The organism is Klebsiella sp. BIGb0399, assembly GCF_003752615.1.
Taxonomy (GTDB): Bacteria; Pseudomonadota; Gammaproteobacteria; order Enterobacterales; family Enterobacteriaceae; genus Klebsiella; species Klebsiella lignicola.
Genome location: NZ_RKHT01000010.1, coordinates 272,493 through 296,948 on the forward strand (window position 1 = coordinate 272,493; position 24,456 = coordinate 296,948).

18 protein-coding genes and 1 tRNA gene are annotated in these 24,456 nt (G+C 60.1%); 10 read left to right on the forward strand and 9 right to left on the reverse strand.

The features are described from left to right. Window positions 1-10 precede the first annotated feature (10 nt). Complete coding sequence (iolB, locus tag EDF82_RS23760) at window positions 11-820, forward strand: 5-deoxy-glucuronate isomerase (RefSeq protein WP_123757925.1); 810 nt, start codon at window positions 11-13, stop codon at window positions 818-820. A gap of 139 nt (window positions 821-959) precedes the next feature. On the opposite strand, the gene EDF82_RS23765 is transcribed toward iolB, so the two are convergent. Both EDF82_RS23765 and iolC read right to left on the reverse strand, forming a co-directional pair. Continuing rightward, window positions 960-1,820: a MurR/RpiR family transcriptional regulator gene (locus EDF82_RS23765; protein WP_123757926.1), complete on the reverse strand. Its 861-nt coding sequence runs from the start codon at window positions 1,818-1,820 to the stop codon at window positions 960-962. Window positions 1,821-1,968: 148 nt separating this feature from the next. Continuing rightward, complete coding sequence (gene iolC / locus EDF82_RS23770) at window positions 1,969-3,882, reverse strand: 5-dehydro-2-deoxygluconokinase (RefSeq protein WP_123757927.1); 1,914 nt, start codon at window positions 3,880-3,882, stop codon at window positions 1,969-1,971. Window positions 3,883-4,409: 527 nt separating this feature from the next. Here iolC and iolD point away from each other — a divergent pair. From iolD to EDF82_RS23810, 8 genes are all read left to right on the forward strand, one after another. After that, window positions 4,410-6,350, forward strand: coding sequence for a 3D-(3,5/4)-trihydroxycyclohexane-1,2-dione acylhydrolase (decyclizing) (gene iolD / locus EDF82_RS23775; RefSeq protein ID WP_123757928.1), 1,941 nt, complete (start codon window positions 4,410-4,412; stop codon window positions 6,348-6,350). A 47-nt stretch (window positions 6,351-6,397) separates the two neighbouring features. Beyond that, window positions 6,398-7,411 (forward strand): Gfo/Idh/MocA family protein, encoded by a 1,014-nt coding sequence (locus EDF82_RS23780; protein WP_123757929.1) that lies wholly within the window; start codon window positions 6,398-6,400, stop codon window positions 7,409-7,411. A gap of 42 nt (window positions 7,412-7,453) precedes the next feature. Further along, on the forward strand, window positions 7,454-8,338 hold the full coding sequence (locus tag EDF82_RS23785; RefSeq protein ID WP_123757930.1) for a sugar phosphate isomerase/epimerase family protein: 885 nt from the start codon (window positions 7,454-7,456) through the stop codon (window positions 8,336-8,338). Window positions 8,339-8,361: 23 nt separating this feature from the next. Beyond that, window positions 8,362-9,261 carry a myo-inosose-2 dehydratase gene (gene iolE, locus EDF82_RS23790; RefSeq protein ID WP_123757931.1) on the forward strand — a complete coding sequence of 300 codons (900 nt, stop codon included), beginning with the start codon at window positions 8,362-8,364 and terminating at the stop codon, window positions 9,259-9,261. A gap of 805 nt (window positions 9,262-10,066) precedes the next feature. Further along, complete coding sequence (locus EDF82_RS23795) at window positions 10,067-10,975, forward strand: dihydrodipicolinate synthase family protein (RefSeq protein WP_123757932.1); 909 nt, start codon at window positions 10,067-10,069, stop codon at window positions 10,973-10,975. Between the two features lie 14 nt (window positions 10,976-10,989). Then, window positions 10,990-12,957: a YjhG/YagF family D-xylonate dehydratase gene (locus EDF82_RS23800; protein ID WP_123757933.1), complete on the forward strand. Its 1,968-nt coding sequence runs from the start codon at window positions 10,990-10,992 to the stop codon at window positions 12,955-12,957. Between the two features lie 357 nt (window positions 12,958-13,314). Beyond that, window positions 13,315-14,697 carry a glycoside-pentoside-hexuronide (GPH):cation symporter gene (locus EDF82_RS23805; RefSeq protein ID WP_123757934.1) on the forward strand — a complete coding sequence of 461 codons (1,383 nt, stop codon included), beginning with the start codon at window positions 13,315-13,317 and terminating at the stop codon, window positions 14,695-14,697. A gap of 12 nt (window positions 14,698-14,709) precedes the next feature. After that, window positions 14,710-16,329 carry a glycoside hydrolase family 43 protein gene (locus tag EDF82_RS23810; RefSeq protein ID WP_123757935.1) on the forward strand — a complete coding sequence of 540 codons (1,620 nt, stop codon included), beginning with the start codon at window positions 14,710-14,712 and terminating at the stop codon, window positions 16,327-16,329. A 4-nt stretch (window positions 16,330-16,333) separates the two neighbouring features. On the opposite strand, the gene EDF82_RS23815 is transcribed toward EDF82_RS23810, so the two are convergent. From EDF82_RS23815 to EDF82_RS23845, 7 genes are all read right to left on the reverse strand, one after another. Next, complete coding sequence (locus EDF82_RS23815; RefSeq protein ID WP_123757936.1) at window positions 16,334-17,092, reverse strand: IclR family transcriptional regulator; 759 nt, start codon at window positions 17,090-17,092, stop codon at window positions 16,334-16,336. A gap of 773 nt (window positions 17,093-17,865) precedes the next feature. Beyond that, on the reverse strand, window positions 17,866-19,170 hold the full coding sequence (locus tag EDF82_RS23820; protein WP_123757937.1) for an ABC transporter substrate-binding protein: 1,305 nt from the start codon (window positions 19,168-19,170) through the stop codon (window positions 17,866-17,868). 28 nt (window positions 19,171-19,198) lie between these two features. Beyond that, window positions 19,199-20,260 carry an ABC transporter ATP-binding protein gene (locus tag EDF82_RS23825; RefSeq protein WP_123757938.1) on the reverse strand — a complete coding sequence of 354 codons (1,062 nt, stop codon included), beginning with the start codon at window positions 20,258-20,260 and terminating at the stop codon, window positions 19,199-19,201. A gap of 5 nt (window positions 20,261-20,265) precedes the next feature. Beyond that, window positions 20,266-21,090: a phosphodiesterase gene (locus tag EDF82_RS23830; RefSeq protein ID WP_123757939.1), complete on the reverse strand. Its 825-nt coding sequence runs from the start codon at window positions 21,088-21,090 to the stop codon at window positions 20,266-20,268. 10 nt (window positions 21,091-21,100) lie between these two features. After that, window positions 21,101-21,988, reverse strand: coding sequence for a carbohydrate ABC transporter permease (locus tag EDF82_RS23835; RefSeq protein WP_123757940.1), 888 nt, complete (start codon window positions 21,986-21,988; stop codon window positions 21,101-21,103). After that, window positions 21,978-22,850 (reverse strand): carbohydrate ABC transporter permease, encoded by an 873-nt coding sequence (locus EDF82_RS23840; protein WP_123757941.1) that lies wholly within the window; start codon window positions 22,848-22,850, stop codon window positions 21,978-21,980. The genes EDF82_RS23835 and EDF82_RS23840 overlap by 11 nt, the downstream gene beginning before the upstream one ends. A gap of 144 nt (window positions 22,851-22,994) precedes the next feature. Beyond that, window positions 22,995-24,014, reverse strand: a complete 1,020-nt coding sequence (locus tag EDF82_RS23845) for an NAD(P)-dependent alcohol dehydrogenase (RefSeq protein ID WP_123757942.1) — start codon at window positions 24,012-24,014, stop codon at window positions 22,995-22,997. Window positions 24,015-24,274: 260 nt separating this feature from the next. On the opposite strand from EDF82_RS23845, the gene EDF82_RS23850 reads away from it, so the two are divergent. Next, a tRNA-Leu gene (locus EDF82_RS23850) sits at window positions 24,275-24,359 on the forward strand. Window positions 24,360-24,456 lie beyond the last annotated feature (97 nt).

Genomic DNA, 24,456 nt, shown 5'->3' on the forward strand with positions numbered 1-24,456 from the left:
GGAGAGCGCCATGTCGTTACTGGCTAAATCACGCAAAGAGGGGCAGATCCAGCACATTACGCCGCAAAGCGCCGGCTGGCGCTATATCGGGTTCGATGTGTGGATGCTGAAAAAAGGGGAAACCATCCAGCTGGAGAGCGGCGATCGCGAGCTGTGCCTGGTGCTGGTGGCCGGGCTGGCCTCGGTCAAAACGACGAAGGCCGATTTCCCCAACCTGGGACAGCGAATGTCGCCGTTTGAGCGCACGCCGCCGTGGTCGGTGTATGTGCCGCCGCAGGACAAGGTAGAGGTGACGGCAGACTCCGATCTCGAGCTGGCGGTCTGCAGCGCCCCGGGTAAAGGGACGCTGCCGGCGCGGGTGATTCGCCCGCAGGATGTCGGCGTCGAGCATCGTGGTAAAGGCCGCAACCAGCGCCGCGTGCACAATATCCTGCCGGATAATGCGCAGGCCGATTGCCTGCTGGTGGTGGAAGTCTACACCGACGAGGGGGCCACCAGTTCGTGGCCGTCCCATAAGCACGATACCGCGCAGCCGGGCAAAGAGACGCAGCTGGAAGAGACCTATTACCACCGTTTCGATCCGCCGCAGGGGTTTGCATTCCAGCGGGTGTATACCGACGATCGTAGCCTGGACGCCTGCATGGCGCCGTCTAACCACGATGTGGTGATGGTACCGCGCGGCTATCATCCGGTCGCCGCGATTGCCGGGTATGACAGCTATTACCTCAACGTCATGGCCGGGCCGGAACGCAAATGGCTGTTCACCTGGGAAGAGGATCACGCGTGGATTAACAGTCCCGATTATCCCCGCCACGACTGACGCAACATAGAAGTAAACATAGATGTAAACATGGATGTAAAAAGGCCGCTAAACCTGGTTTAGCGGCCTTTTTTGTCTGGGGCAACCGGATGTGCTGTAGCCCGGATAAGGCGCGTGCGCCGCCATCCGGGAGGGCAGGTCAGGCGAGGTTCTGCTGAGCCTGAGGCTCTTTGCTGCTGTTCAGCGCCAGCGACACGGCGAGGGTCTGAGCCAGGCACAGGGAAGCGACCTGCGAGCGGAAACCGTCCACCTGCGCTTCACGCACCACGAAACAGACATCGCTGAAGGCCGCGAGCGGGCTGACCTGGCTGTCGGTAATGGCGATTTGCCGGGCTTTACGCTGGGCGCCCAGCTCCACCAGCTCAACCACTTCGCGGGCATACGGCGAGAAGCTGACGGCAATCACAACGTCCTTCGGTCCCACCAGGCTCAGCTGTTCGGTGAACATCCCGCCAAGGCCGTCGATCAGGAAGGCCTTACGATCAAGGTGGCGCAGCGCATAGGTCAGATAGGAAGCGACGCTAAAGGAGCGGCGCAGGCCAATCACATAAATGTTCTCGGCTTCCGCCAGCAGGGCCACCGCCCGCTCAAGATCGTCCCCGGAGGTCTGCATCGCCAGCTGCTGCAGCGCCTGGGTGTTCACCATGGTAAACATATTGAGGATTTCCGTCGGCGTTTCCGGCGGGGAGGTTTCATCGTTGGTGGTCTGACGGAACAGGCGAGCGCGCTCGGTATAGTTGGCGGTCTCTTCCATCAGATGCTGGCGGAACATCTGCTTCATTTCGTTAAAGCCGCTGAAGCCGAACGCATTAGCGAAACGGATCAACGTTGACGGCGGGACATCCGCCTGCTGAGCAATGGACGCGACGGTATCGAACGCGACGCTATTGCTGTTATCCAGAATATAGCGTGCCACCTGCTTTAAGCGTTTGCTTAAGGTATCGTAGCGACGCCGAATTTCATCCTGCAGGATGGTCAGTTGGGTCGGATTATTGGCCATAGATTGCGCTCTGATAAAATGAAAGGAATATAACTTCCAGTGTACCAAATGAAGCGAATTTTTCATTTATTGCGATGAAATACGCGATTCATTTCACGAACAAACAGCAAAAAGCCCGCCCGAAGTGGGCGGGCCGGTGGGATCAGCGTTAGCCGCGGGCTTCGCGCCAGTAGCCGATAAGCGTCAGATAGTTACGTTTCACTTCGTCGATCAGCGCCTCATCGCTCAGCTCACCCTGCATCCAGCGGCGCGAAGGCTGACCAAAGATGGTGCGGCCGACGGCAAACCCTTTGATGATCGGATGGCTGGCAGCCTCGGCAAAACCGGCGCGCAGGCGGTCCGGCGGCGCATCCAGGCCGAGCAGCAGGATCCCGCGACACCAGCTGTCTTCCCGGGCGATCAGCGCGCTGATCTGCTCCCAGCAGGCGCTGGAAAGCGGCGGCAGCTTCCACCAGTCCGGCTGAATACCGAGCTGATAAAAATGTTCCAACATGGTGTAGTAATGACGCTCGTCTTTTTCCGGGCCGTTTTCCGGGAGGATCACTTCCAGCAGCAGTTCATGCCCGGACTTGTTGCAGGCCTGCCAGACTTCCAGCAGCAGCGCATCCTGTTCCGCCCGCAGCGAGGCCGGGTCCGCCGGGTGATAGAACACCAGGCATTTCACCACCTGCTCCAGCGGCCAGTCGATCAGCTGAGACCCGATGCTGCCGTGTTCAAGGCGCAGCGGGCGAGATCCCGGCAGCTCGATAGGACGGCCAATCCACCATCCTTTACCGGTAATGGCGTTCAGCGCCCGCTGACCGTAGGTGCCGTCAGCGAGGATCCCGCTGCGCTGGTCAAGCCCGGCTTCCTGCGCCGCGGCTTCGGCGGCGGATAACAGCAGGAGTTTGAGCGGGGAAATACAGGACTCATCTCGTCCGGTTTCCCGGGCCAGATCCGCCAGCTGCTTGCGATGATCAAAGGCAAAAATACACAGTTCCGGCCATGCCTGACGGCGGCTGGTGACCCGGTGCAGGTGGTTCAGACGCGCATCGGTGTCCGGACGCGACACCGACTCCGCGCGTTGCAGATAGTCATCCAGCTCGACTTTAGTCGGCATCGCCGGCGCGCAACCGTGGCGTGAAACCACCAGCGCACCGCAGGCGTTTGCATAGCGGCAGGCCTGCTCCCAGCCTTCATCATTCAGCCAGCCGCGCAGCAGACCGGACATAAATGCATCCCCGGCGCCCAGCACGTTGAGCACCTCAACCCGCACGCCCTGCTGGAGCGGCACGCTGTCCCAGCTATCGGGAATATCGCCTTCCAGCACCACGCAGCCCATCGGACCGCGTTTGCACACCAGGGTGGCGTTGGTGGCGTGGCGGACGTTTTTCAGCGCCGTCAGGGTATCGGTACTGCCCCCGGCAATATGAAACTCTTCTTCTGTACCGACCACTAAATCGAACAGATGTAGCACTTCCTGCAGCTGACTGGTGACCGGATCGGATTCAATGAAACGCGTTTCACCGTCCCCCAGCGAGGTCAGCCCCCACAGCACCGGGCGGTAATCGATATCCAGCGCGGTGCGCAGACCGTGGCGACGGGCGTATTCCAGCGCTTTCAGCACGGCGGCACGGGTATTGGCGTGCGAAAGATGGGTGCCGGTCACCGCCAGCGCGCGGGAAGAGGCAATGTACTCCTCATGAATATCCTCAGGCGCCAGCGCCATGTCGGCGCAATTATCACGGTAAAAAATGAGCGGGAAGGTCTCCTGGTCTTTAATTCCCAGCATTACCAGCGCGGTAAGGCGCTGTTTATCGGTGATCAGGTATTCGGTATCAACCCCGGCCCGGCTGAGCGTTTCACGCAAAAAACGACCATTGTGCTCATCACCTACGCGCGCCAGCATGGCGGATTTTAACCCCTGAATGGCGGTGCCATAGGCGACATTACCGGAAGACCCGCCCAGATATTTAGAGAAACTGGCAACATCTTCTAGCCTTGCACCAATCTGCTGGGCATAGAGGTCGACAGCCACCCGGCCAATACAGATGACGTCGAGCCGCTTTACTGCTGCATTCATAGCTAGGATTTCCTTTTGCATATCTGCTGTACGGAGGGGTCGGATACCGACAAGGTCTCCACAAACAGCCTGAGGGTGAACGGTTGTTCTTAGTTTGAGAAATAAATATTTCATTTGCAAACTTGTTCGAAATTAAAAAACCAAAAGTGTGAAGGATCTACCACTCTGCCGCGCCAGCCCGCGTTCAGCAACGGATCGCCGGTGGTCACGGCGTCAGCAGGTGGGTGGTCTGATGAGAGAACGCTTTATATCTGATTTTTAACAGGATATTGGCGTGGCAGGCCGCCTGGCAAGGCCGCTGAAGGGGGAGCGACGGCCGGTGAAACGGCTGAAACGCAGAGAGAGTTTGATCCCTCTCGCAAAATGAAATATTTTTTCTGTATTCCTATTTAATGAAAAAAATGTTTGCCTATAATCCAAAAGTATTCCAGTGGACGTTAACGATCTCCCAACAACCGTGCAAACCGTGCGGCGCGGGAAACGCGGCGAACCCACAGACAAAAGCTGAACAATAAGGATTGTGCAAGATGGGCAAACTGAGGCTGACAATGGCGCAGGCGCTGGTGAAGTTCCTTGATAACCAGTATCTGGAAGTGGATGGCGTAGAGCATAAATTTGTTAAAGGGATTTTTGCCATCTTTGGTCACGGCAATGTACTGGGGTTAGGCCAGGCACTGGAACAAGACAGCGGTGAGATGCGGGTTTTCCAGGGGCGTAACGAACAGGGCATGGCGCATGCCGCCACCGGTTTTGCCCGCCAGTCTCTGCGTCGCCAGATTATCGCCTGTACCGCGTCCGTTGGCCCCGGTGCGGCGAATATGCTTACCGCCGCCGCGACGGCAACCGCCAACCGGATCCCGCTGCTGCTGCTGCCCGGCGACGTCTTTGCCACCCGCCAGCCGGACCCGGTTCTGCAACAGGTTGAGCAGAGCTACGACCTGAGCATCAGCACCAATGACGCCTTCCGGGCGGTCAGCAAATACTGGGACCGCATTACGCGCCCGGAACAGCTGATGAGCGCCTGCATTAACGCCATGCGCGTCCTCACCGACCCGGCGGAAACCGGCGCGGTGACGCTGTGCCTGCCGCAGGACGTCCAGGGCGAAGCCTGGGATTACCCGGAAACCTTCTTCGCGCGGCGCGTGCACCGGCTCGATCGTCGCCCGGTCAGCGCGGCGCATCTGGCGGACGCCATCGCCGCCATCAAAGCCAGCCGCAAGCCGCTGATTATCTGCGGCGGCGGGGTGAAATACGCTGGTGCCGGTGACGCGCTGTCCCGCTTTGCCGAGCATTACCAGATTCCGTTTGCCGAAACCCAGGCCGGGAAAGGCACGGTGGTGTCATCCCATCCGCTGAACGTCGGCGGCGTCGGGGAGACCGGCTGCCTGGCCGCCAACCTGCTGGCGAAAGAGGCCGATTTAGTCATCGGCATCGGCACCCGCTTTAGTGATTTCACCACCTCTTCAAAATGGCTTTTCCAGCACCCCAACGTGCGTTATCTGAACGTCAACGTCAGCAACTTCGATGCCTGGAAGCTCGACGGTATTCCGCTGCTGGCCGATGCCCGTGAAGCGCTCACCGCGCTGGACGATGCGCTGGCTGACGCCGACTGGCAGGCCGGATGGGGCGCGCAGATCGCCAGCGTTCAGAGCAGCCAGTTGAAAGAGACGCAGCGCGTTTATCAGGCGCAGTGGCAGGAGAGTGGGTTTGTGCCGGAAGTCGACGATCGTCTCGATCGCGAGGCGGTCTATCGCGAATTTCGCCAGATTACCGATTCCACGCTGACCCAGAGCAGCGTGCTGGGAGTGCTCAATGAGACGCTGCCGGCAGAGGCCGTGATTGTGGCGGCGGCGGGCAGCCTGCCCGGCGATTTACAACGGGTGTGGCGCAACCGGGCCACCAACACCTATCACGTGGAGTACGGCTATTCGTGTATGGGTTATGAGGTGAACGCCGCGCTCGGCGTCAAGCTGGCGCAGCCGCAAACGGAAGTGTACTCGCTGGTCGGCGACGGCTCTTTCATGATGCTGCACTCCGAGCTGGTCACCTCCTTACAGGAAGGGGCGAAGATCAACGTGGTGCTGCTCGATAACATGGCCAACGGCTGTATCAATAACCTGCAGATTGGCCACGGTATGGGCAGCTTCGGCACCGAATTCCGCTATCGCTCGGCGCAGACCGGGCAGCTACAGGGCGGGCTGATCCCGATCGATTTCGCCACTATCGCGGCAGGCTACGGCTGCAAAACCTGGCGCGTCACCACGCTGGATGAACTGCGGCACGCGCTGGATGCCGCGCGCCGCGAAACGGTCAGTACCCTGATTGATATTAAAGTGCTGCCGAAAACCATGGTGCACTCGTACGGCAGCTGGTGGAACGTCGGTATCGCCCAGACGGCATTGTCCGAACGTATTCGCAAAGTGGCTGAAATGATTAATGAAAAACGCGCCGAGGCGCGAGATTACTAACCTATAACGCTTACCTTGAACCCTACAGAATCACGGAGAAAACCACTATGTCACTCAAATTAGGTGTCATCGGCGCTGGCGCCATCGGTAAAGAACATATCCGTCGTTGCACCCAGGTCTTACAGGGTGCCACCGTGGTGGCGGTGTCGGACATTAATGCAGAAAGCGCGCGTGCGGCAGTGGCGTTGCCGGGAGTACAGGCGGAGATCTACACCGACGGTCATGACGTGATTAACGCCAGCGATGTCGATGCGATCCTGGTGACCTCCTGGGACCCGACGCACGAAGAGTATACCCTCGCGGCGATCGCCGCCGGCAAACCGGTCTTCTGTGAGAAGCCGCTGGCGATGAGCGCGGAAGGCTGCCGCCGCATCGTTGACGCTGAAATGAAAGCGGGCCGCCGCCTGGTGCAGGTGGGCTTTATGCGTCCTTATGATGAAGGCTATCTGGCGCTGAAAAAAGTCATTGATGATGGAGATATCGGCGCGCCGCTGATGCTGCGCTGCGCGCACCGTAACCAGTCGGTGGGCGAGAATTACACCACCGATATGGCGATCACCAACACCCTGATCCACGAGCTGGACGTGCTGCGCTGGCTGCTGGATGACGACTATCTGTCGGTACAGGTGCGCTTCCCGCGCTCCACGTCCCATACCCACCCGCGTCTGAGAGACCCGCAGATTGTCTCGTTCGAAACGCGCAAAGGCACCCTGATCGATGTTGAAGTGTTTGTGAACTGCCAGTACGGCTACGACATCCAGTGTGAAGTGGTTGGTGAAACGGGTATTGCCCGTCTGCCGGAGCCGTCAGCGGTACAGATGCGTAAGAGCGCCAATCTGTCGACCGCCATTCTCGTCGACTGGAAAGACCGCTTTATTAAAGCCTACGACGTGGAACTGCAGGCCTTTATCAATGACGTGAAGGCCGGTCAGCTGCAGGGGCCTTCGGCGTGGGACGGCTATGCGGCCTCGGTGGCGGCCGATGCCTGCATGCAGGCCCAGGAGAACAGCGGGCCGGTAGCGGTCGCGTTGCCTGAGTGCCCGGCGTTCTACCAGCGCTAATCGCTTTCTTGTTTTCGGAACGTCTTTGAACAGGTAACGACGATGAAAATTGCTTTCGACGTTGATGTGATTCGGGATCTCGGGATTACCCGTATGGTCCAGCAGGTCGCGGAGTGGGGCTATCAGTACATTGAGCAGTCGCCCCATCCGCAGATTAACCCGTTCTACAAGCACCCGCGTGCCAGCCGCGAAACCATCGCCGAATATAAGCAGGCGCTGCGCGACAACGGCGTGGAGATCTCCTCGTTTATCTGCGTTTACCGCTGGTCCGGTCCGGACGAACAGCGCCGTCAGGCGGCGGTAAAAAACTGGAAACGGTTGATCGAAGTGGCGGTGGAAATGGGCGTGCAGGTGATCAACACCGAATTTTCCGGCGATCCGAATCAGCCGGAAATCTGTGAAGAGATGTTCTATCGCTCGATGGATGAGCTGCTGCCTGTGATTGAACGCGAAGGTATCCGGCTGGAGATCCAGGCCCATCCGTGGGACTTCTGTGAAGAGCACAATGAAACCGTCGATATTGTGAAATCGTTCCGCAGCGAGAATGTGAAGTACGTTTACAGCGTTCCGCACACTTTCTTTTATGACAAAGGGAAAGGGGAGGTGGAGAAAATGTTGCGTTATGCCGGCAACGATCTCTCCCACGTGCTGATTGCTGACACCCGAAATCATACCCGGCACTGCCGCTATATCGTCAATCCACCGGGCGTGGATGCTGCGGTTCATCAACATGTTGGCGTGGGCGAAGGCGACGTTGATTTTGACGCGCTGTTCCGCACCCTGCGCGAGATGAACTTTGCTGAACAGACCTTCAAAGTCGGCGGCCCGCCGATTGTTGCCGCGTCGCTGTTTGGCTACCCGGAGAAGATGAAATACCAGGCGGTGGAAACCCGTGAACTCATCGAACGTGAATTGCTGCGTCGTTAAGACGCGGCAGCAGGAGCATGGAAATGAACAAAGATAATGTGAAACTGGCGATTGCCCCGATTGGCTGGACTAACGACGATATGCCCGAGTTGGGCAGCGAAAATACCTTCCAGCAGACGGTCAGTGAAATGGCGCTGGCCGGGTTTAGCGGAAGTGAAGTGGGCAGCAAATATCCGCGCGATCCGGCGGTTCTGAAGCCGATGCTCGATCTGCGCGGTATCCAGATCTGCAACGCCTGGTTCAGTACCTTTTTTGCCAACGGGCAGCGGGAAAAGACCATCGACGAGTTTGTGAATCACATGAACTTCCTCCATGCGATGGGGGCGAAGGTGATTGGCTGCTCCGAGCAAAGCGGCAGTATTCAGGGGCTGGAAAAGCCGATTCTGGGAGAGGTTAAACCTTGCTTCAGTGAAGAAGAGTGGCAGCGGGTTGCCGAGGGCTACAACACCCTGGGGCGTCTTGCCGCTGAAAAGGGGATGCAGGTCTGTCTGCACCACCATATGGGAACCGGTATTCAGACCACGGAAGAGATCGACAAGTTTATGTCGCTGGTGGATGACAAAGTATTCCTGCTGTACGACACCGGTCATGCCTGGTATTCCGAAGGTGGCGAAGCGCCGATGCTGGCGATCCTCGAGAAATACCTGCCACGCATCAACCACGTGCACCTGAAAGATGTACGTCCGGCGGTGATTGAGCAGGTGCGTCGTGAAGGGCTGTCATTCCTTGATGGGGTGAAAAAAGGCACCTTCACCGTGCCCGGCGACGGGGTGATCGACTTCCGTCCGGTATTTAAACTGCTGGATGATTTTGGCTACCGCGGCTGGATGGTGGTGGAAGCCGAGCAGGACCCGGCGCTGGCGAACCCGTTCGAATATGCGCTGAAGGCACGACAGTACATTCGTGAAACCGCAGGAATCTAATCGTTGATCCATTTTCAGGCCACACCCCGCTGTGGCCTGCTTTTTTTCCCATTCACGCTTATCACCACAATACCCGCGAATCAGACCGAGCCGATTTCCCCCGGTGGCGCTGCGCTGACCGGGCTACCAGCTCACCGCCGTCTGGGGCCTTGTAGCCCGGACAGGCGCTACGCGCCGCCTCCGGGGCTTACCACGGAACCCGCGAATCAGACCGAGCCGGTTTTCCCCCGGTGGCGCTGCGCTGACCGGGCTACTGGCTCACCGCCGTCTGGGACCTGTAGCCCGGACAGGCGCTACGCACCGCCTCCGGGATGACGCACTCCCCGGTGGCGCTGCGCTGACCGGGCTACTGGCTCACCACCGTCTGGGGGCTTGTAGCCCGGACAGGCGCCACGCGCCGCCTCCGGGGCTAACCACGGAACCCGCGAATCAGACCGAGCCGATTTCCCCCGGTGGCGCTGCGCTGACCGGGCTACTGGCTCACCGCCGTTGGGGCCTGTAGCCCGGACAGGCGCTACGCACCGCCTCCGGGATGACGCACTCCCCGGTGGCGCTGCGCTGACCGGGCTACTGGCTCACCGCCGTCTGGGGGCCTGTAGCCCGGACAGGCGCTACGCGCCGCCTCCGGGGCGTTTCTGATGGCTATAAATCATCTACGTTGCAGCATTCTGTGATCCAGCTTGAAAAATGCACACTTCCGGCTTTCAGCCCATTTACCTTCCCTTTGTCGGCGGCATAGTATGAATCTTATATAAAAGAACGATGTTCTATAATGTAGAACAAAATAATTTAGCAAGGAGATCTCATGCAGCAAACCGCGCAGTTCTCGGGGATCATTCCCCCTGTCTCCACCATTTTTAGCGCCGACGGCCAGTTCGATCCCCAGGGCACCGCCGCGCTGATCGACGATATGATCTCCGCCGGCGTGGATGGCCTGTTCTTTCTCGGCAGCGGCGGGGAGTTCTCGCAGCTCAACGCCGAAGAGCGTAAAGCCATCGCGGCATTTGCTATCGGCCACGTGGATCGCCGGGTGCCGGTACTGATCGGAACCGGCGGCACCAACGCCCGGGAGACGATTGAGCTCAGTCAGCACGCGCAGCAGGCGGGCGCCGACGGCATCGTGGTGATCAACCCATACTACTGGAAAGTCTCTGAGCAGAACCTGATCCACTACTTCCAGCAGGTGGCCGACAGCGTCACCCTGCCGGTGATCCTCTATAACTTCCCGGCATTGAGCGGCCAGGATCTGACGCCGGCGCTGGTCAAAACCCTCGCGGACTCGCGGCGCAATATTGTCGGCATCAAAGACACCATCGACTCCGTGGCGCATCTGCGCAGCATGATCCAGACGGTGAAAGCCGCGCATCCGCACTTCTCGGTGCTGTGCGGCTACGACGATCACCTGTTCAACACCCTGCTGCTTGGCGGCGACGGCGCTATCTCCGCCAGCGGCAACTTCGCCCCGCAGGTGTCGGTGAAGCTGCTGCAGGCGTTCCGCGACAGCGACCTGGCGCAGGCGGCTCAGTATCATCAGACGCTGCTGCAGATCCCCCAGATGTACCAGCTGGATACGCCGTTCGTGAATGTGATTAAAGAGGCGGTGGTGCTGTGCGGCCGGCCGATCTCGACGCATGTGCTGCCGCCGGCCTCGGCGCTGGACGACACCAAAAAAAGGCAGCTTAAAACCTTGCTGCAACAGCTCAGACTCTGCTGAACCGGAAAAATAAGATGGCGATTGAGACGATATTCACGGCGCAGGACGATGCTTTTTACGCGGTTATCACCCATGCCGCCGGTCCACAGGGGGCGCTGCCCCTGACTCCGCAAATGCTGATGGAGTCGCCGAGCGGTAATCTGTTCGGCATGACGCAAAACGCCGGGATGGGCTGGGACGCTAACAAGCTTACCGGCAAAGAGGTGCTGATCATCGGCACTCAGGGCGGTATCCGCGCCGGTGACGGGCGCCCGGTGGCGCTGGGTTACCACACCGGGCACTGGGAGATTGGCCTGCAAATGCAGGCGGCGGCAAAAGAGATCACCCGCAACGGTGGCATCCCGTTCGCCGCCTTCGTCAGCGACCCCTGCGATGGCCGCTCCCAGGGCACCCATGGCATGTTCGACTCGCTGCCGTACCGCAACGACGCGGCCATTGTGTTCCGCCGCCTGATCCGCTCGTTGCCAACGCGCCGGGCGGTGATCGGCGTGGCAACCTGCGACAAAGGCCTGCCGGCGACGATGATTGCCCTGGCGGCGATGCACGATTTGCCGACCATTCTGGTTCCCGGCGGCGCGACGCTGCCGCCAACCTTCGGGGAAGATGCCGGGAAAGTACAAACCATTGGCGCACGCTACGCCAACCACGAACTGTCGCTGCAGGAGGCTGCCGAGCTGGGCTGTCGGGCCTGCGCCTCGCCGGGAGGCGGTTGCCAGTTCTTAGGGACGGCGGGCACCTCGCAGGTGGTGGCGGAAGCCCTCGGGCTGGCGCTGCCGCACTCGGCGCTGGCGCCGTCGGGGCAGGACGTGTGGCTGGAAATCTCCCGCCAGTCCGCCAGAGCGGTGAGCGAACTGGATAACCGCGGCATCACCACCCGCGATATTCTGACCGACAAAGCGATTGAAAACGCGATGGTTATCCACGCGGCGTTTGGCGGCTCCACCAACCTGCTGCTGCATATTCCCGCCATCGCCCACGCGGCGGGCTGCACCATCCCGGACGTGGAGCACTGGACGCGCATCAACCGGAAAGTCCCACGGCTGGTCAGCGTGCTGCCGAACGGCCCGGACTACCACCCGACGGTGCGCGCTTTCCTCGCCGGTGGAGTGCCGGAAGTGATGCTGCATCTGCGCGATCTGGGGCTGCTGCATCTCGATGCGATGACGGTTACCGGGCAGACGGTCGGGGAAAATCTCGACTGGTGGCAGACCTCCGAGCGGCGTGAGAAATTCCGCCAGTGCCTGCGCGAGCAGGATGGCGTCGATCCGGATGATGTGATCCTCCCGCCGGCCCGCGCGCAGGCCCGAGGGCTGACCTCCACGGTGGCTTTCCCGGTCGGCAATATTGCGCCGGAAGGGTCGGTGATCAAAGCCACGGCCATTGACCCGTCGGTGGTGGGTGAAGATGGTGTTTATCGTCATACCGGGCGGGCGCGGGTGTTTGTGTCGGAAGCGCGGGCGATCAAGGCGATTAAAAACGGCGAGATCGAACAGGGCGATATCATGGTGGTGATCGGCGGCGGCCCGTCCGGCACCGGCATGGAAGAGACCTACCAGCTCACCTCGGCGCTGAAGCATGTGTCGTGGGGAAAAACGGTGTCGCTGATTACCGATGCCCGTTTTTCCGGGGTGTCGACCGGCGCCTGCTTTGGTCACGTCGCCCCGGAAGCGCTGGCGGGCGGGCCTATTGGCAAGCTGCGCGATAACGATGTGATTGAGATTGCGGTGGACAGGCTGGCGTTAACCGGCAGCGTGAACTTTATCGGCACCGCGCAGAAACGGCTGACGCCGCAAGAAGGGGCGCTGGAACTGGCGGCCCGCGCTGCGCATCCCGAACTGCATGCCCACGATTTTTTACCGGACGATACCCGTTTATGGGCGGCGTTACAGTCGGTCAGCGGCGGTACCTGGAAAGGCTGCATATATGATACCGATAAAATTATCGAGGTGATTAACGCCGGGAAAAAAGCCCTCGGCATTTAAATAAAATATCGCCCATTAGTCGTCTGCGGAAATATTCCGTGGGCGGCTTTGTGCTGCCTGAAATAAATATTTTTATGGATTTTAGTTATTTCATAACTTGTTAAAAATAAAAGCTTAACTATTTTATCCAGCCGCCATTTTATAACGATGGCAATCACAAAAACCAAAAAACATAATTCATAAATTAAAAATGGTCATTGCCGGAAAAATGCGCATCTTCTTACACTCTGTTAACACGAAAACGTGAACCATAAGCACACGAATGATGGGTGAATTCCTGATGTGGCAACAGAAATTTATTCCTGTTTCAGGACTCTGACGTTTGCTCTATTCCACTCTTTAGGGTTGGGGATAAATATGCAATTAACCATGAAAGATAAAATCGGCTACGGCCTGGGCGATACCGCCTGCGGCTTTGTCTGGCAGGCCACGATGTTCCTGCTGGCCTATTTCTATACCGATGTGTTTGGCCTCTCCGCGGGCATTATGGGCACGCTGTTTTTGGTTTCCCGGGTGCTGGATGCCGTGACCGATCCGCTGATGGGCCTGCTGGTGGACCGCACCCGTACCCGCCACGGTCAGTTTCGCCCGTTCCTGCTGTGGGGGGCGATCCCGTTTGGCATCGTCTGCATGCTGACCTTCTACACGCCGGACTTTTCCGCCCAGGGCAAGATTATCTATGCCTGCGTGACCTACATCCTGCTGACGCTGGTATACACCTTCGTCAACGTGCCGTATTGCGCGATGCCGGGAGTGATTACCGCCGATCCCAAAGAGCGTCATGCCTTGCAGTCGTGGCGCTTCTTCCTCGCCGCGGCGGGCTCGCTGGCGATTAGCGGGATTGCGCTGCCGCTGGTGGGCATCATCGGCAAAGGGGATGAGCAACTGGGCTACTTTGGCGCGATGTGCGTGCTGGGGCTGACTGGCGTGGTGCTGCTGTACGTGTGCTTCTTTACCACTAAAGAGCGCTACACCTTCGAGGTGCAGCCTGGTTCGTCGGTGGCGAAAGATCTCCGGTTGCTGTTCGGCAATACCCAGTGGCGCATTATGTGTGCCTTCAAAATGATGGCGACCTGTTCCAACGTGGTACGCGGCGGGGCGACGCTCTATTTCGTCAAGTATGTGATGGACCATCCGGAACTGGCGATGCAGTTTCTGCTGTACGGCAGCATTGCCACCATGTTCGGCTCGCTGGCCTCGTCGCGCCTGTTAGGCCGCTTCGACCGGGTGAAGGCGTTTAAAGCGATTATCGTGATTTACTCGCTGATCAGCCTGCTGATTTTCGTGGTGCCGGCCGAACATATTGCGCTGATTTTCGCCCTCAACATTGTGTTCCTGTTTGTCTTTAACACCACTACGCCGCTGCAGTGGCTGATGGCCTCCGACGTGGTGGATTACGAAGAGAGCCGCAGCGGACGACGCCTCGACGGGCTGGTGTTCTCGACCTACCTGTTCAGCCTGAAGATTGGCCTGGCGATCGGCGGCGCGGTGGTGGGCTGGATCCTGGCCTTCGTCAACTACTCCGCCAGCAATAGCGTGCAGCCGGTGGAGGTGCTCTCCACCATCAAAATTCTGTTCTGCGTGGTGCCGGTGGTGCTCTACGTCGGCATGTTCATCATGCTGTCACTCTACAAGCTGACCGATGCCCGCGTGGAGGCCATCAGCCAGCAGTTACGTAAGCATCGCTCGGTGCAGGAAGAGGGTATTCCTGCCAGCGCCGCCGCGACATCCAATTCCTAAGAAGGAGGTACTATGTACACGATTACCAATCCGATTCTGACCGGGTTTAACCCGGACCCGTCGATGTGTCGCCAGGGTGAGGATTACTACATCGCCACCTCTACCTTCGAGTGGTTTCCGGGGGGGCGCATTTATCATTCGCGAGATTTGAAACACTGGTCGCTGGTCAGCACCCCGCTGGATCGCGTGTCGCAGCTGGACATGAAGGGCAACCCGGACTCCGGCGGCATCTGGGCGCCGTGTCTGAGCTACGCCGACGGGCAGTTCTGGCTGCTGTATACCGATGTCAAAATCGTGGATTCACCGTGGAAAAACGGCCGCAACTTTCTGGTCACCGCCCCGTCCATTGAAGGGCCGTGGAGCGAGCCTGTCGCCATGGGCAACGGCGGTTTCGACCCGTCGCTGTTCCACGATACTGACGGGCGAAAATACTATATCTATCGCCCGTGGGGGCCGCGTCACCACAGCGATCCGCACTGTACCATCGTGATGCAGGAGTTCTTCCCGCAGACCCAGACGTTGTCGAAAACGCGGAAAACCCTGTTTACCGGTACGGCGCTGCGCTACACCGAAGGGGCCCATCTGTACCAGAAAGACGGCTGGTACTATCTGCTGGTCGCCGAGGGCGGCACCAGCTACGAGCATGCGGTGGTGGTGCTGCGGGCTAAAAACATCGACGGCCCGTATGAGCTGCACCCGGACGGCACGATGATGACCAGCTGGCATCTGCCGGAGAACCCGTTGCAGAAAAGCGGCCACGGTTCGCTGCTGGAGACCCACACTGGCGAATGGTATATGGCCTATCTCACCAGCCGTCCGCAGCGTTTGCCCGGCGTGCCGCTGCTGGCTTCCGGCGGGCGTGGCTACTGTTCGCTCGGGCGTGAAACGGGGATCGCGCGTATTGCCTGGCACGACGGCTGGCCGTCGGTGGAAGGGGGCAAACATGCGCAACTGACCGTGCCGGGGCCAAGGATGACCGAAAGCTGCGCCGTCGCCAGCGAGAACTGGCGGGATGACTTCAGCGGCCCGGCCCTCGATCCGCACCTGCAGACTCTGCGTATCCCGTTTGATGACACCTTAGGTTCGCTCAGCGCGCGTTCGGGCTTTTTGCGGCTGTATGGCAACGATTCGCTTAACTCCACCTTTACCCAGTCGACGGTGGCCCGGCGCTGGCAGCACCCGGCCTTCCGCGCCGAAACGCGCATGGAATTTTCCCCGGAGAACTTCCAGCAGAGCGCCGGCCTGACCTGCTATTACAACAGCAAAAACTGGAGCTACTGCTTTGTGGATTTCGAAGAGGGCCGGGGGCGGACGATAAAAGTGCTGCAGCTGGACCACAACGTGCCGTCATGGCCGCTGCACGAGCAGCCGATTGCGGTGCCGGAAACGGCGCAAAGCATCTGGCTGCGGGTGGAGGTCGAAGGACTGGTTTATCGCTACCGTTATTCGTTTGACGGTGAGGTGTGGCACACCGTGCCGGTTGACTATGCCGCCTGGAAGCTGTCGGATGATTATATCGGCGGGCGCGGATTCTTTACCGGTGCCTTCGTTGGCCTGCACTGCGAGGATATCAGCGGCGACGGGTGCTACGCCGATTTCGACTACTTCAGCTATGAGCCGGTTGCCGGATAACGCTTCAGGCCGGGTAGCCCAGCGCGACCGATAGCTGGCGCCCGGCGGTTTCCAGCAGGGCACGAAAGCGAGCGAGCTCCTCGTCATCGACGCGGGAGGTGAGCGTTGACAGGCTCAGGGCGGCAATAACGCGCGATTCATGGTTCCATACCGGTACCGCCACGCAGCGCACGCCCTGTTCGTTCTCTTCGCTATCGAGGGCATAGCCGTTGGCGCGGGTTTGCGCCAGCGCCGCCAGCAGGGCCTCGCGGGTGGTGAGGGTCGCGGGAGTGAAGGCCGTGTACTGATAGCCTTCCAGCAGGGGCTGGCGCTCTGCTTCGCTGAGCCAGGCGATCAGCACCTTGCCGATCGCCGTGGCGTGGATCGGCAAACGTCGGCCGATGCGCGAGTAGGCGATGGCGGCGAGTTTGCCTTCGATTTTTTCGATATAGACCCCCTCGCGACCGTCAAGGATACCGAGGTGGGTAGTCTGCCCGGTGTGCTGCGACAGTTCGGTCAGCCAGCTTTTGGCCTTCTGACGAATATCGATGGTCCCCACCACAAAATTACCGCGTTCGACCAGCTTCATGCCCAGGCGGTATTTGCCGTTTTCCGGGTTCTGGTCGATATAGCCGTGCAGCTGCAGCGTTTTGAGCAGCGAATGCAGGGTGCTTTTGCTGAGGCCCATCTGTTTGCTGATGTCGGTGATCTTGAGCTCCGTGGCCTGCTCGTTAAACAGGTCGAGGATCGTCAAGGCACGTTCAACAGACTGAATAATAGGCATAATGCACGACCGCTCACGCTAGGGGGGAAGGTGGAAAACGTACCCTTTTTACGCTGAAAAATCAAACGGCTGGCGGTAGTTTCGGGGGATCGTTTTGTCCCGGAGGCGGCGCGTAGCGCCTGTCCGGGCTACTAACCTCAGACGGTGGTGAGCTGGTAGCCCGGTCAGCACAGCGCCACCGGGGAGTGCGCCATCCTGGAGGCGGCGCGTGGCGCCTGTCCGGGCTACTAACTTCAGACGGTGGTGAGCTGGTAGCCCGGTCAGCGCAGCGCCACCGGGGAGCGTGTCATCCCGGAGGCGGCGGGTGGCGCCTGTCCGGGCTACTAACTTCAGGCGGTGGTGAGTCGGTAGCCCGGTCAGCGCAGCGCCACCGGGGAGTGCGTCATCCCGGAGGCAGCGGGTGGCGCCTGTCCGGGCTACTAAATCTCAGACGGTGGTGAGCCGGTAGCCCGGTCAGCGTAGCGCCACCGGGGAGTGCGTCATCCCGGAGGCAGCGGGTGGCGCCTGTCCGGGCTACTAAATCTCAGACGGTGGTGAGCCGGTAGCCCGGTCAGCGCAGCGCCACCGGGGAGTGCGTCATCCCAGAGGCGGCGCATTGCGCCTGTCCGGGCTACTAAATCTCAGACGGTGGTGAGCCGGTAGCCCGGTCAGCGTAGCGCCACCGGGGAGTGCGTCATCCCGGAGGCGGCGCGTGGCGCCTGTCCGGGCTACTAACTTCAGGCAGTGGTGATCCGGTAGCCCGGTCAGCGCAGCGCCACCGGGAAGGGCAGGGGTTACTGCTGTTGCGCCAGGGCGGTTTTATCGACGTAGGGCTTCATCAGCGCATCGGCCTCTTTCTGGGCAGCCTGTACCGCGGCTTCCGGGGTCACTTTGGCATCGTTGACCACTGCGGCCAGTTGGTTTTCCATGGCTTTACGCACGGCGACGGTCTCCCAGGTGGAATACCATGGATGGGCGTACTTCAGCTGCTCCAGCGCAATCGTCGCGCGCGGGTCCTGCTGCAGATAGGCTTTCATTTCCGGGGTATCGTAGGCGGCTTTTCGCGGCGAGAAATAGCCGGTAAAGCGGCTCCAGGCGCCGTTCACCTGCGGGCTGACCAGATAGGTTAAGAACTGATATGCCGCTTTCTTCTGCTCCTCGGAAATGCCTTTAAAGCTCACCAGGCTGGCGCCGCCGATCGGCACCGCCCGCTGCTCTTTTGCCGGCAGCATCGCCACGCCCAACTCAAAATCTTTGCTGTTCTCACGCATAAAGCCCAGCGCGCCGGTGCTCAGCATCGCCATGCCCACTTTGCCGGAGAAGAAGCTGGCGCTGATCTGCTTTGAATTCAGCACGCCGGAGGGCATCACTTTGTCTTTGTAGATCAGGTCCTGCCAGAAGCGCAGCGCCCCGATGGTGGTCGGCGCGTTGTAGTACACCTCGCCGGGGTAATCTTCGTTGAAATATTTACCGCCGTTGGCCCGCACCAGTGCCGAGAAAATCCAGCCGCCGTAGTCATCGTTGGTCGACGGCAGCATGATCCCCCACTGGCCTTTGCTCTCGTCGGTCAGCTTTTTGGCAGCCGCCAGCAGCTCGGCCCAGGTCTGCGGCGGTTGTTTGATCCCGGCCTGATCGAACAGCGTCTTGTTGTAATAGAGGATCGGCGTCGAGTTATGGAACGGGATTGCATAGGTGGTGCCCATCACCTGGGCGTTCTTGTGCATCGCCGGCCAGAAATCCTGCACCAGGAAGTCGCCTGCCTTCTGGTCGCCATATTTAAACAGCTCGTCCATCGGCAGGATCTCCTCCTTCAGCGCCAGATCGGTGGTGAAGTTGGCGGACATGATCACCAGCGCCGGCGGCTGCCCGGCCTTCTGCGCCGACTCGGCCTTGATCTTGGTGGTGTCGTAGTTACCGGTGAAGATCCCGCGCACTTCGACATCCTGCTGCGCGTCGTTAAAGGCTTTGATAACCCGGGTCATCTCCATGGTCAGCTTGCCGTCGACCGGCGCCGGGAACATGAAATCGATCTTCTCTTTCGCCAGCGCGCTGCCGCAGAGGGCGAATGAAAGCCCGACCGCCGTCAGGGTTTTAAGCATGGTCAATCTCCTGGAGTAAACGCCTGATTCACAGGCTCATTAAGTTGTGCTGCTGATCAGCATGAAAGAGATGAATATCGGCAGGCGCGAAGCCGAGGGTCAGCGTGTCGCCTTTCTCCGGCACCGTGCCGCGGTGGCGGCGACTAAAGCGCAGGGTGCCGATAGGGGTGCTGACGTGGAGCAGATAATCGGCGCCCATCAGTTCTCGTTGCAACACGCTGGCGGGCAGGCGCAGGTGGCCTTCCTCCACGCGATCGCTGATATGTTCCGGACGAATGCCCAGCCAGACGCGGGATTCGTCGCGCCAGTCCTGCGGCAGCGGATGACGCAGTTCGCCGAGCTGAACCTGGCCGTCGGCGCAGGGCAGCGACAGCAGATTCATCGCCGGCGAGCCGATAAAACCGGCGACAAACAGGTTCGCCGGATGGGCATAGAGGTGCTCCGGCGGCCCAACCTGCTGCACCTGGCCGCCGTTCATCACCACGATACGGTCGGCCATCGACATCGCTTCGGTCTGGTCGTGGGTCACGTAGACGGTGCTGGTTTTCAGCTGCTGGTGGAGATCCATAATGCTGTCGCGCACCTCGCTGCGCAGCCGCGCGTCGAGGTTGGAGAGCGGCTCGTCCATCAGAAACAGACGCGGATTGCGCACGATGGCGCGGGCCATCGCCACCCGCTGACGCTGGCCGCCGGAGAGCTTCGCCGGTTTGCGGTCCAGCAGGCTTTCCAGCTGCAGCATCTGCGCCACGTGGTCGACCCGCGGCTGCCAGCTGGCCTTGTCTTCCTTACGCACCTTCATGCCGAAGGTGATGTTGTCCTGCACCGACAGATGCGGAAACAGCGCGTAGTTCTGGAAGATCATCGCGAAGTTACGCTCGCGCGGCGACAGGGCGGTGATGTTTTCATTGTGCAGCCAGATCTCGCCTTCGCTCACCGGCTCCAGCCCGGCCAGCAGCCGCAGCAGCGTGCTTTTGCCGCAGCCGGAGGGGCCGACCAGTACCACAAACTCGCCGTCGTGAATGTCGAGGGAGAGGGCATCGAGCGCCGGTTTGCCGTCAAAGCGCTTACTGATGTTTTGCAAACTAAGCATGAGGATTAACGCTCTTCCGTTGGGCAGCTAATGTTTTCGTCATACAGCCAAGGCCCGGCGTGATGGGTCAGCGGGTGCTGGTAGCTGACCCACTGCTCGCCGACCTGGCGGTGCATCAGGCACGAGGCTGGCGACAGGTCGTAGTACGGGCGGCTGTCTTCATGAAAATAGGGCACCTGATGGACGGTGCCGGGAATGGTGGAGATGATCGCCTGGCGGTGCTGGGTCAGGGTCAGGCTGTGGTTATGGCCGCAGAAGATGCGCGTCAGCGAAGGGAAGCGCTCAACCAGCCCCAGCAGGCGGTAGCCGTTTTCACAGGCGATGGGATCCATCTGGGCATTGCCCAGCGGCAGCGGCGGGTGGTGCATAAAGACGGTGGCCGGTTTGTCGCCGCCGTCGAACAGTTGGGCTTCCAGCCATTTGATGGTTTCGTCGGTCAGCCAGCCTTTGGAGGTGCCGGCGCGGCTGGAGTCGATAAACAGCAGGCGGGTGGCAAAATCGTCCACCGCGTAATGCATGTTCTGCGCATCGTTGCCGAGCTGCGGGCACAGCGGCTGCAGGTATTCCAGAAACAGCGCTTTGTCGTCGTGGTTGCCGGGGATCAGGTACAGCGGATAGTTCAGGCCGCCGAGGATCTGGCGGGCCGCCTCGTACTCCTGCGGGCGGCCGCAGTTGACGATATCACCACTGATCACTACCGCGTCCGGGCGCTCGGGCAGGGCGTTCAGCTGGGAGACCACGTCGGCGTTGGCGGCATTCACATCGATAAAACCATACAGTTTTTGACCGTGGCTGCGAAAGTGGGTATCCGAGATTTGCGCTAACAGCATAGATAACTCCTTATTTGATCCCGGAGAAGCCGAAGCTTCGCAGGAACTGTTTCTGGAAAAGGATGAACGCCAGCATCAGCGGCAGACAGACCATCAAGGTACCGGCGCCGATGGTGCCCCACTGGCCGCCGGATTCGGCGCCCATGGCGAAGGAGACCAGCCCCACGGTGAGCACCTGTTTATCGGGATCGTTGAGCATCATCAGCGGCCACAGATACTCGTTCCAGTGGTAGGTAATGCTGACGGTGGCGAAGGCCAGCACCGACGGCCAGGACATCGGCAGCAGCACGCGGAACAGCACCTGCCACCAACGACAGCCCTCCATCAGGGCAGCTTCTTCCAGCTCTTTGGGGATGGCGAGGAACGCCTGGCGCATCAGGAACACGCCGAACGCCGAGGTGAAGTAGGGCATCATCACCCCGGTAAGGGTGTTGAGCAGGCCGAAGGTTTTCAGAGTCAGCATGTTCGGCACCATCATCACCACCGGCATGATCATCAGCTGCACCAAAAACAGCAGGAACAGCGTCTGTTTGCCGCGGAACTCGTGGCAGGCGAAGACGTACCCGGCGGTGGTGATGGTGAACAGTTGCACGATGAAGGTGCCGAAGGTGAAGATCAGGGTGTTAGCGTACAGGCTCAGCCAGTCGGCGCTGGCCCAGGCGTCGCGGAAGTTATCGAGGGTCAGCGGCGGGCGCGGCAGCAGCGAGGCCATGTCTTCGCCGAAGGTGGTGGCGCTGAAGGCGGTCGCCAGCATCCACAGCAGCGGGCTGACCCACAGCAGCGCCAGGCAGGCCATCAGCACGCTGAGGGTAAACGACTGTGAACGACGCAGGCGCAGCCACAGCGGGTGGGATCGCTGCCGCTCTCGCAGCAGCGGCGGTGAGGCTTCAGCGCTCATAGTGCGCTCCTTTCTCCAGCAGTTTCAGGTTGATCAGCGAGAAGGCGAACAGCCCGGCCAGCGTCAGGAAGGTGGCGGCAGAGGCTTTGCCGAGGTCGTGGGTATCCCACGCCAGATTCTGGATGTAGTAGAGCAGCACGGTGGTGGCGTTGTCCGGCCCGCCGCGGGTCATCACCGCCACGTGGTCAATCTGGGTGATGGAGTAGATAAGCGCGGTGGTGATGACGAAGCTGAGGGTCGGGCGCAGCAGCGGCAGGGTGACCTTAAAGAACACCTGGCTGCGGGTGGCTCCTTCCATTATCGCCGCTTCGCGAGTGGAGGCCGGGATACTCTGCAACCCGGCGAGGAAAAACAGCATGTAGTAGCCGGCGAACTTCCACACGCCAATCAGCGCCAGCGCCAGCAGCGCGCTGTTGCTGTGCCCCAGCCAGTTGGTGTTCATCGGGCCGAAGAGCTTTGCCAGATAGTGGTCCAGCAGGCCGAGGCCGGGCATAAAGATAAACAGCCACAGCGCGGCGGCGCTGACCATCGGAATGATCATCGGGAAGAAGAAGGCGGTGCGCAGCCAGCGGTTCACGCGGTGGTTTTCGCTGAGGGCCACCGCCAGCAGCAGGGCCAGGGTGACGCCGGGGATCACCGTCAGCAGGATGTAGAGCAGGTTATTGAGCAGCGATTGCCAGAAGACGTTATCGGCAAACAGGCGGGCGAAGTTATCCAGCCCGACAAAGGGCGCGCCGTCGCTGGCCATGCGGGTGTCGAACAGGCTGTCGTATACCGAACGGCCGAGCGGGAACCAGGTAAACAGCAGTAAAAACAGCAGAGAAGGCGACAGTATCAGCCAGGGGAGCCAGGTTTTTCTCATGGTGGCAGACGTCTCGTTCAGGCGTTTGTGGAAGCCCGGATTGTGGGAACGAATGACTGCAAAGGGATGGCGGGGAGATGACGGTTTGATGAAGTGGCAGCAAAATGCCGGGCGCAAGGGGCGCCCGGCGGGGGAGCGTCGTGCTTAGAAGTCGGCTTTCAGCACCACGCGATAGCGGGCTTTGCCATCGCGCACGTGCTTCAGGGCATCGTTGATCTGCGACATGGGGAACAGTTCGGTAGTTGGGGCGACTTTGCTGCGCCCGGCGAATTTCATCAGCTTGCGCAGTTCAGACGGGTTGCCGGTGGCCGAGCCGGAGATGCTGCGGTCGCCGCCAATCAGGGTAAAGGCCGGGACCTGCAGGGGTTTCATCACCGCGCCGACGGTGTGGAAATTGCCGCCGTAGGCCAGCGCTTCAAAGTACGGCTGCCATTCGAGGTCCACCGCGACGGTGTTGATGATCAGGTCAAACTGACCGGCCAGCGCTTTTAAGGCTTGCGGATCGCGGCTGTTGACCACACGATCGGCACCCATTGCCAGCACTTCCTGCTCTTTCGCCGGATTCGAGCTAAAGGCAGTAACTTCCGCACCCATGGCGTGCAGCAGTTTGATGGCGATGTGGCCCAGGCCGCCGATACCAATGACGCCGACGCGGCTGGTGGCGGTGACGTGGTGCATCAGCAGGGGTTTAAAGACGGTGATGCCGCCGCAGAGCATAGGGCCTGCGGTTTCGATGTCGATGCTTTCCGGCAGGGGGATCACCCATTGCCAGTCGGCGCGCAGTTTATCGGCGAAGCCGCCACGGTTGATGATGGTCGGTACCGAGCCTTCCAGGCAGTTGATCTGGTTGCCGCTGATACAGGCGTCGCAGTGCCCGCAGCTGCGGGCGGTCCAGCCGATCCCCACCTTCTGGCCGATCTTCAGTCCTTTATTCTGCGCTGAGCTGCCCAGCGCCGAGACGTGGCCGATCACTTCGTGGCCGGCAACCAGCGGATAGCTCGACATGCCCCATTCGTTGTCGATCATCGACAGGTCAGAGTGGCAGATCCCGCAGTATTCAACCTGCACTTCGACGTCCTGGGGCAGCAGTTCGCCCGCGTCGTATTCCCATAGCGACAGGTCGGCGCCCGCTTCTTTGGCGGCGTAGCTTTTAATGGTGCTCATGACGGTTTCCTTGGTTTGGCGTAGTGTGCGTTGTCTGGCCAGGCTCAGATAAACAGAAAGTGTAGAGCATCGGGCGGGTGAGTGCTTGGCAGAAGGAGGCGCGGGGGAGATGGCGGCGCTGAGGCGTTGCGGGGAGCAGCAACGGGGAGTTGAGGGACTAAACGCTGTTTTTTTCAACACTTAGCGAGGCTGGCATACGCTGGCGCTTGCATGGCGGCCATCGACAGGTATAATCCACAACGTTTCCGTATCCCTTCAGTGCCGAAGTGGCGAAATCGGTAGACGCAGTTGATTCAAAATCAACCGTAGAAATACGTGCCGGTTCGAGTCCGGCCTTCGGCACCATCGGAACATCAATAGACGTCAACGGACGTCTTTTTTTGTGCCTGAAATTCAGTATCTGCAAGGCTTTCCTCGATTTTTCACTCAACCTAAGTCAACC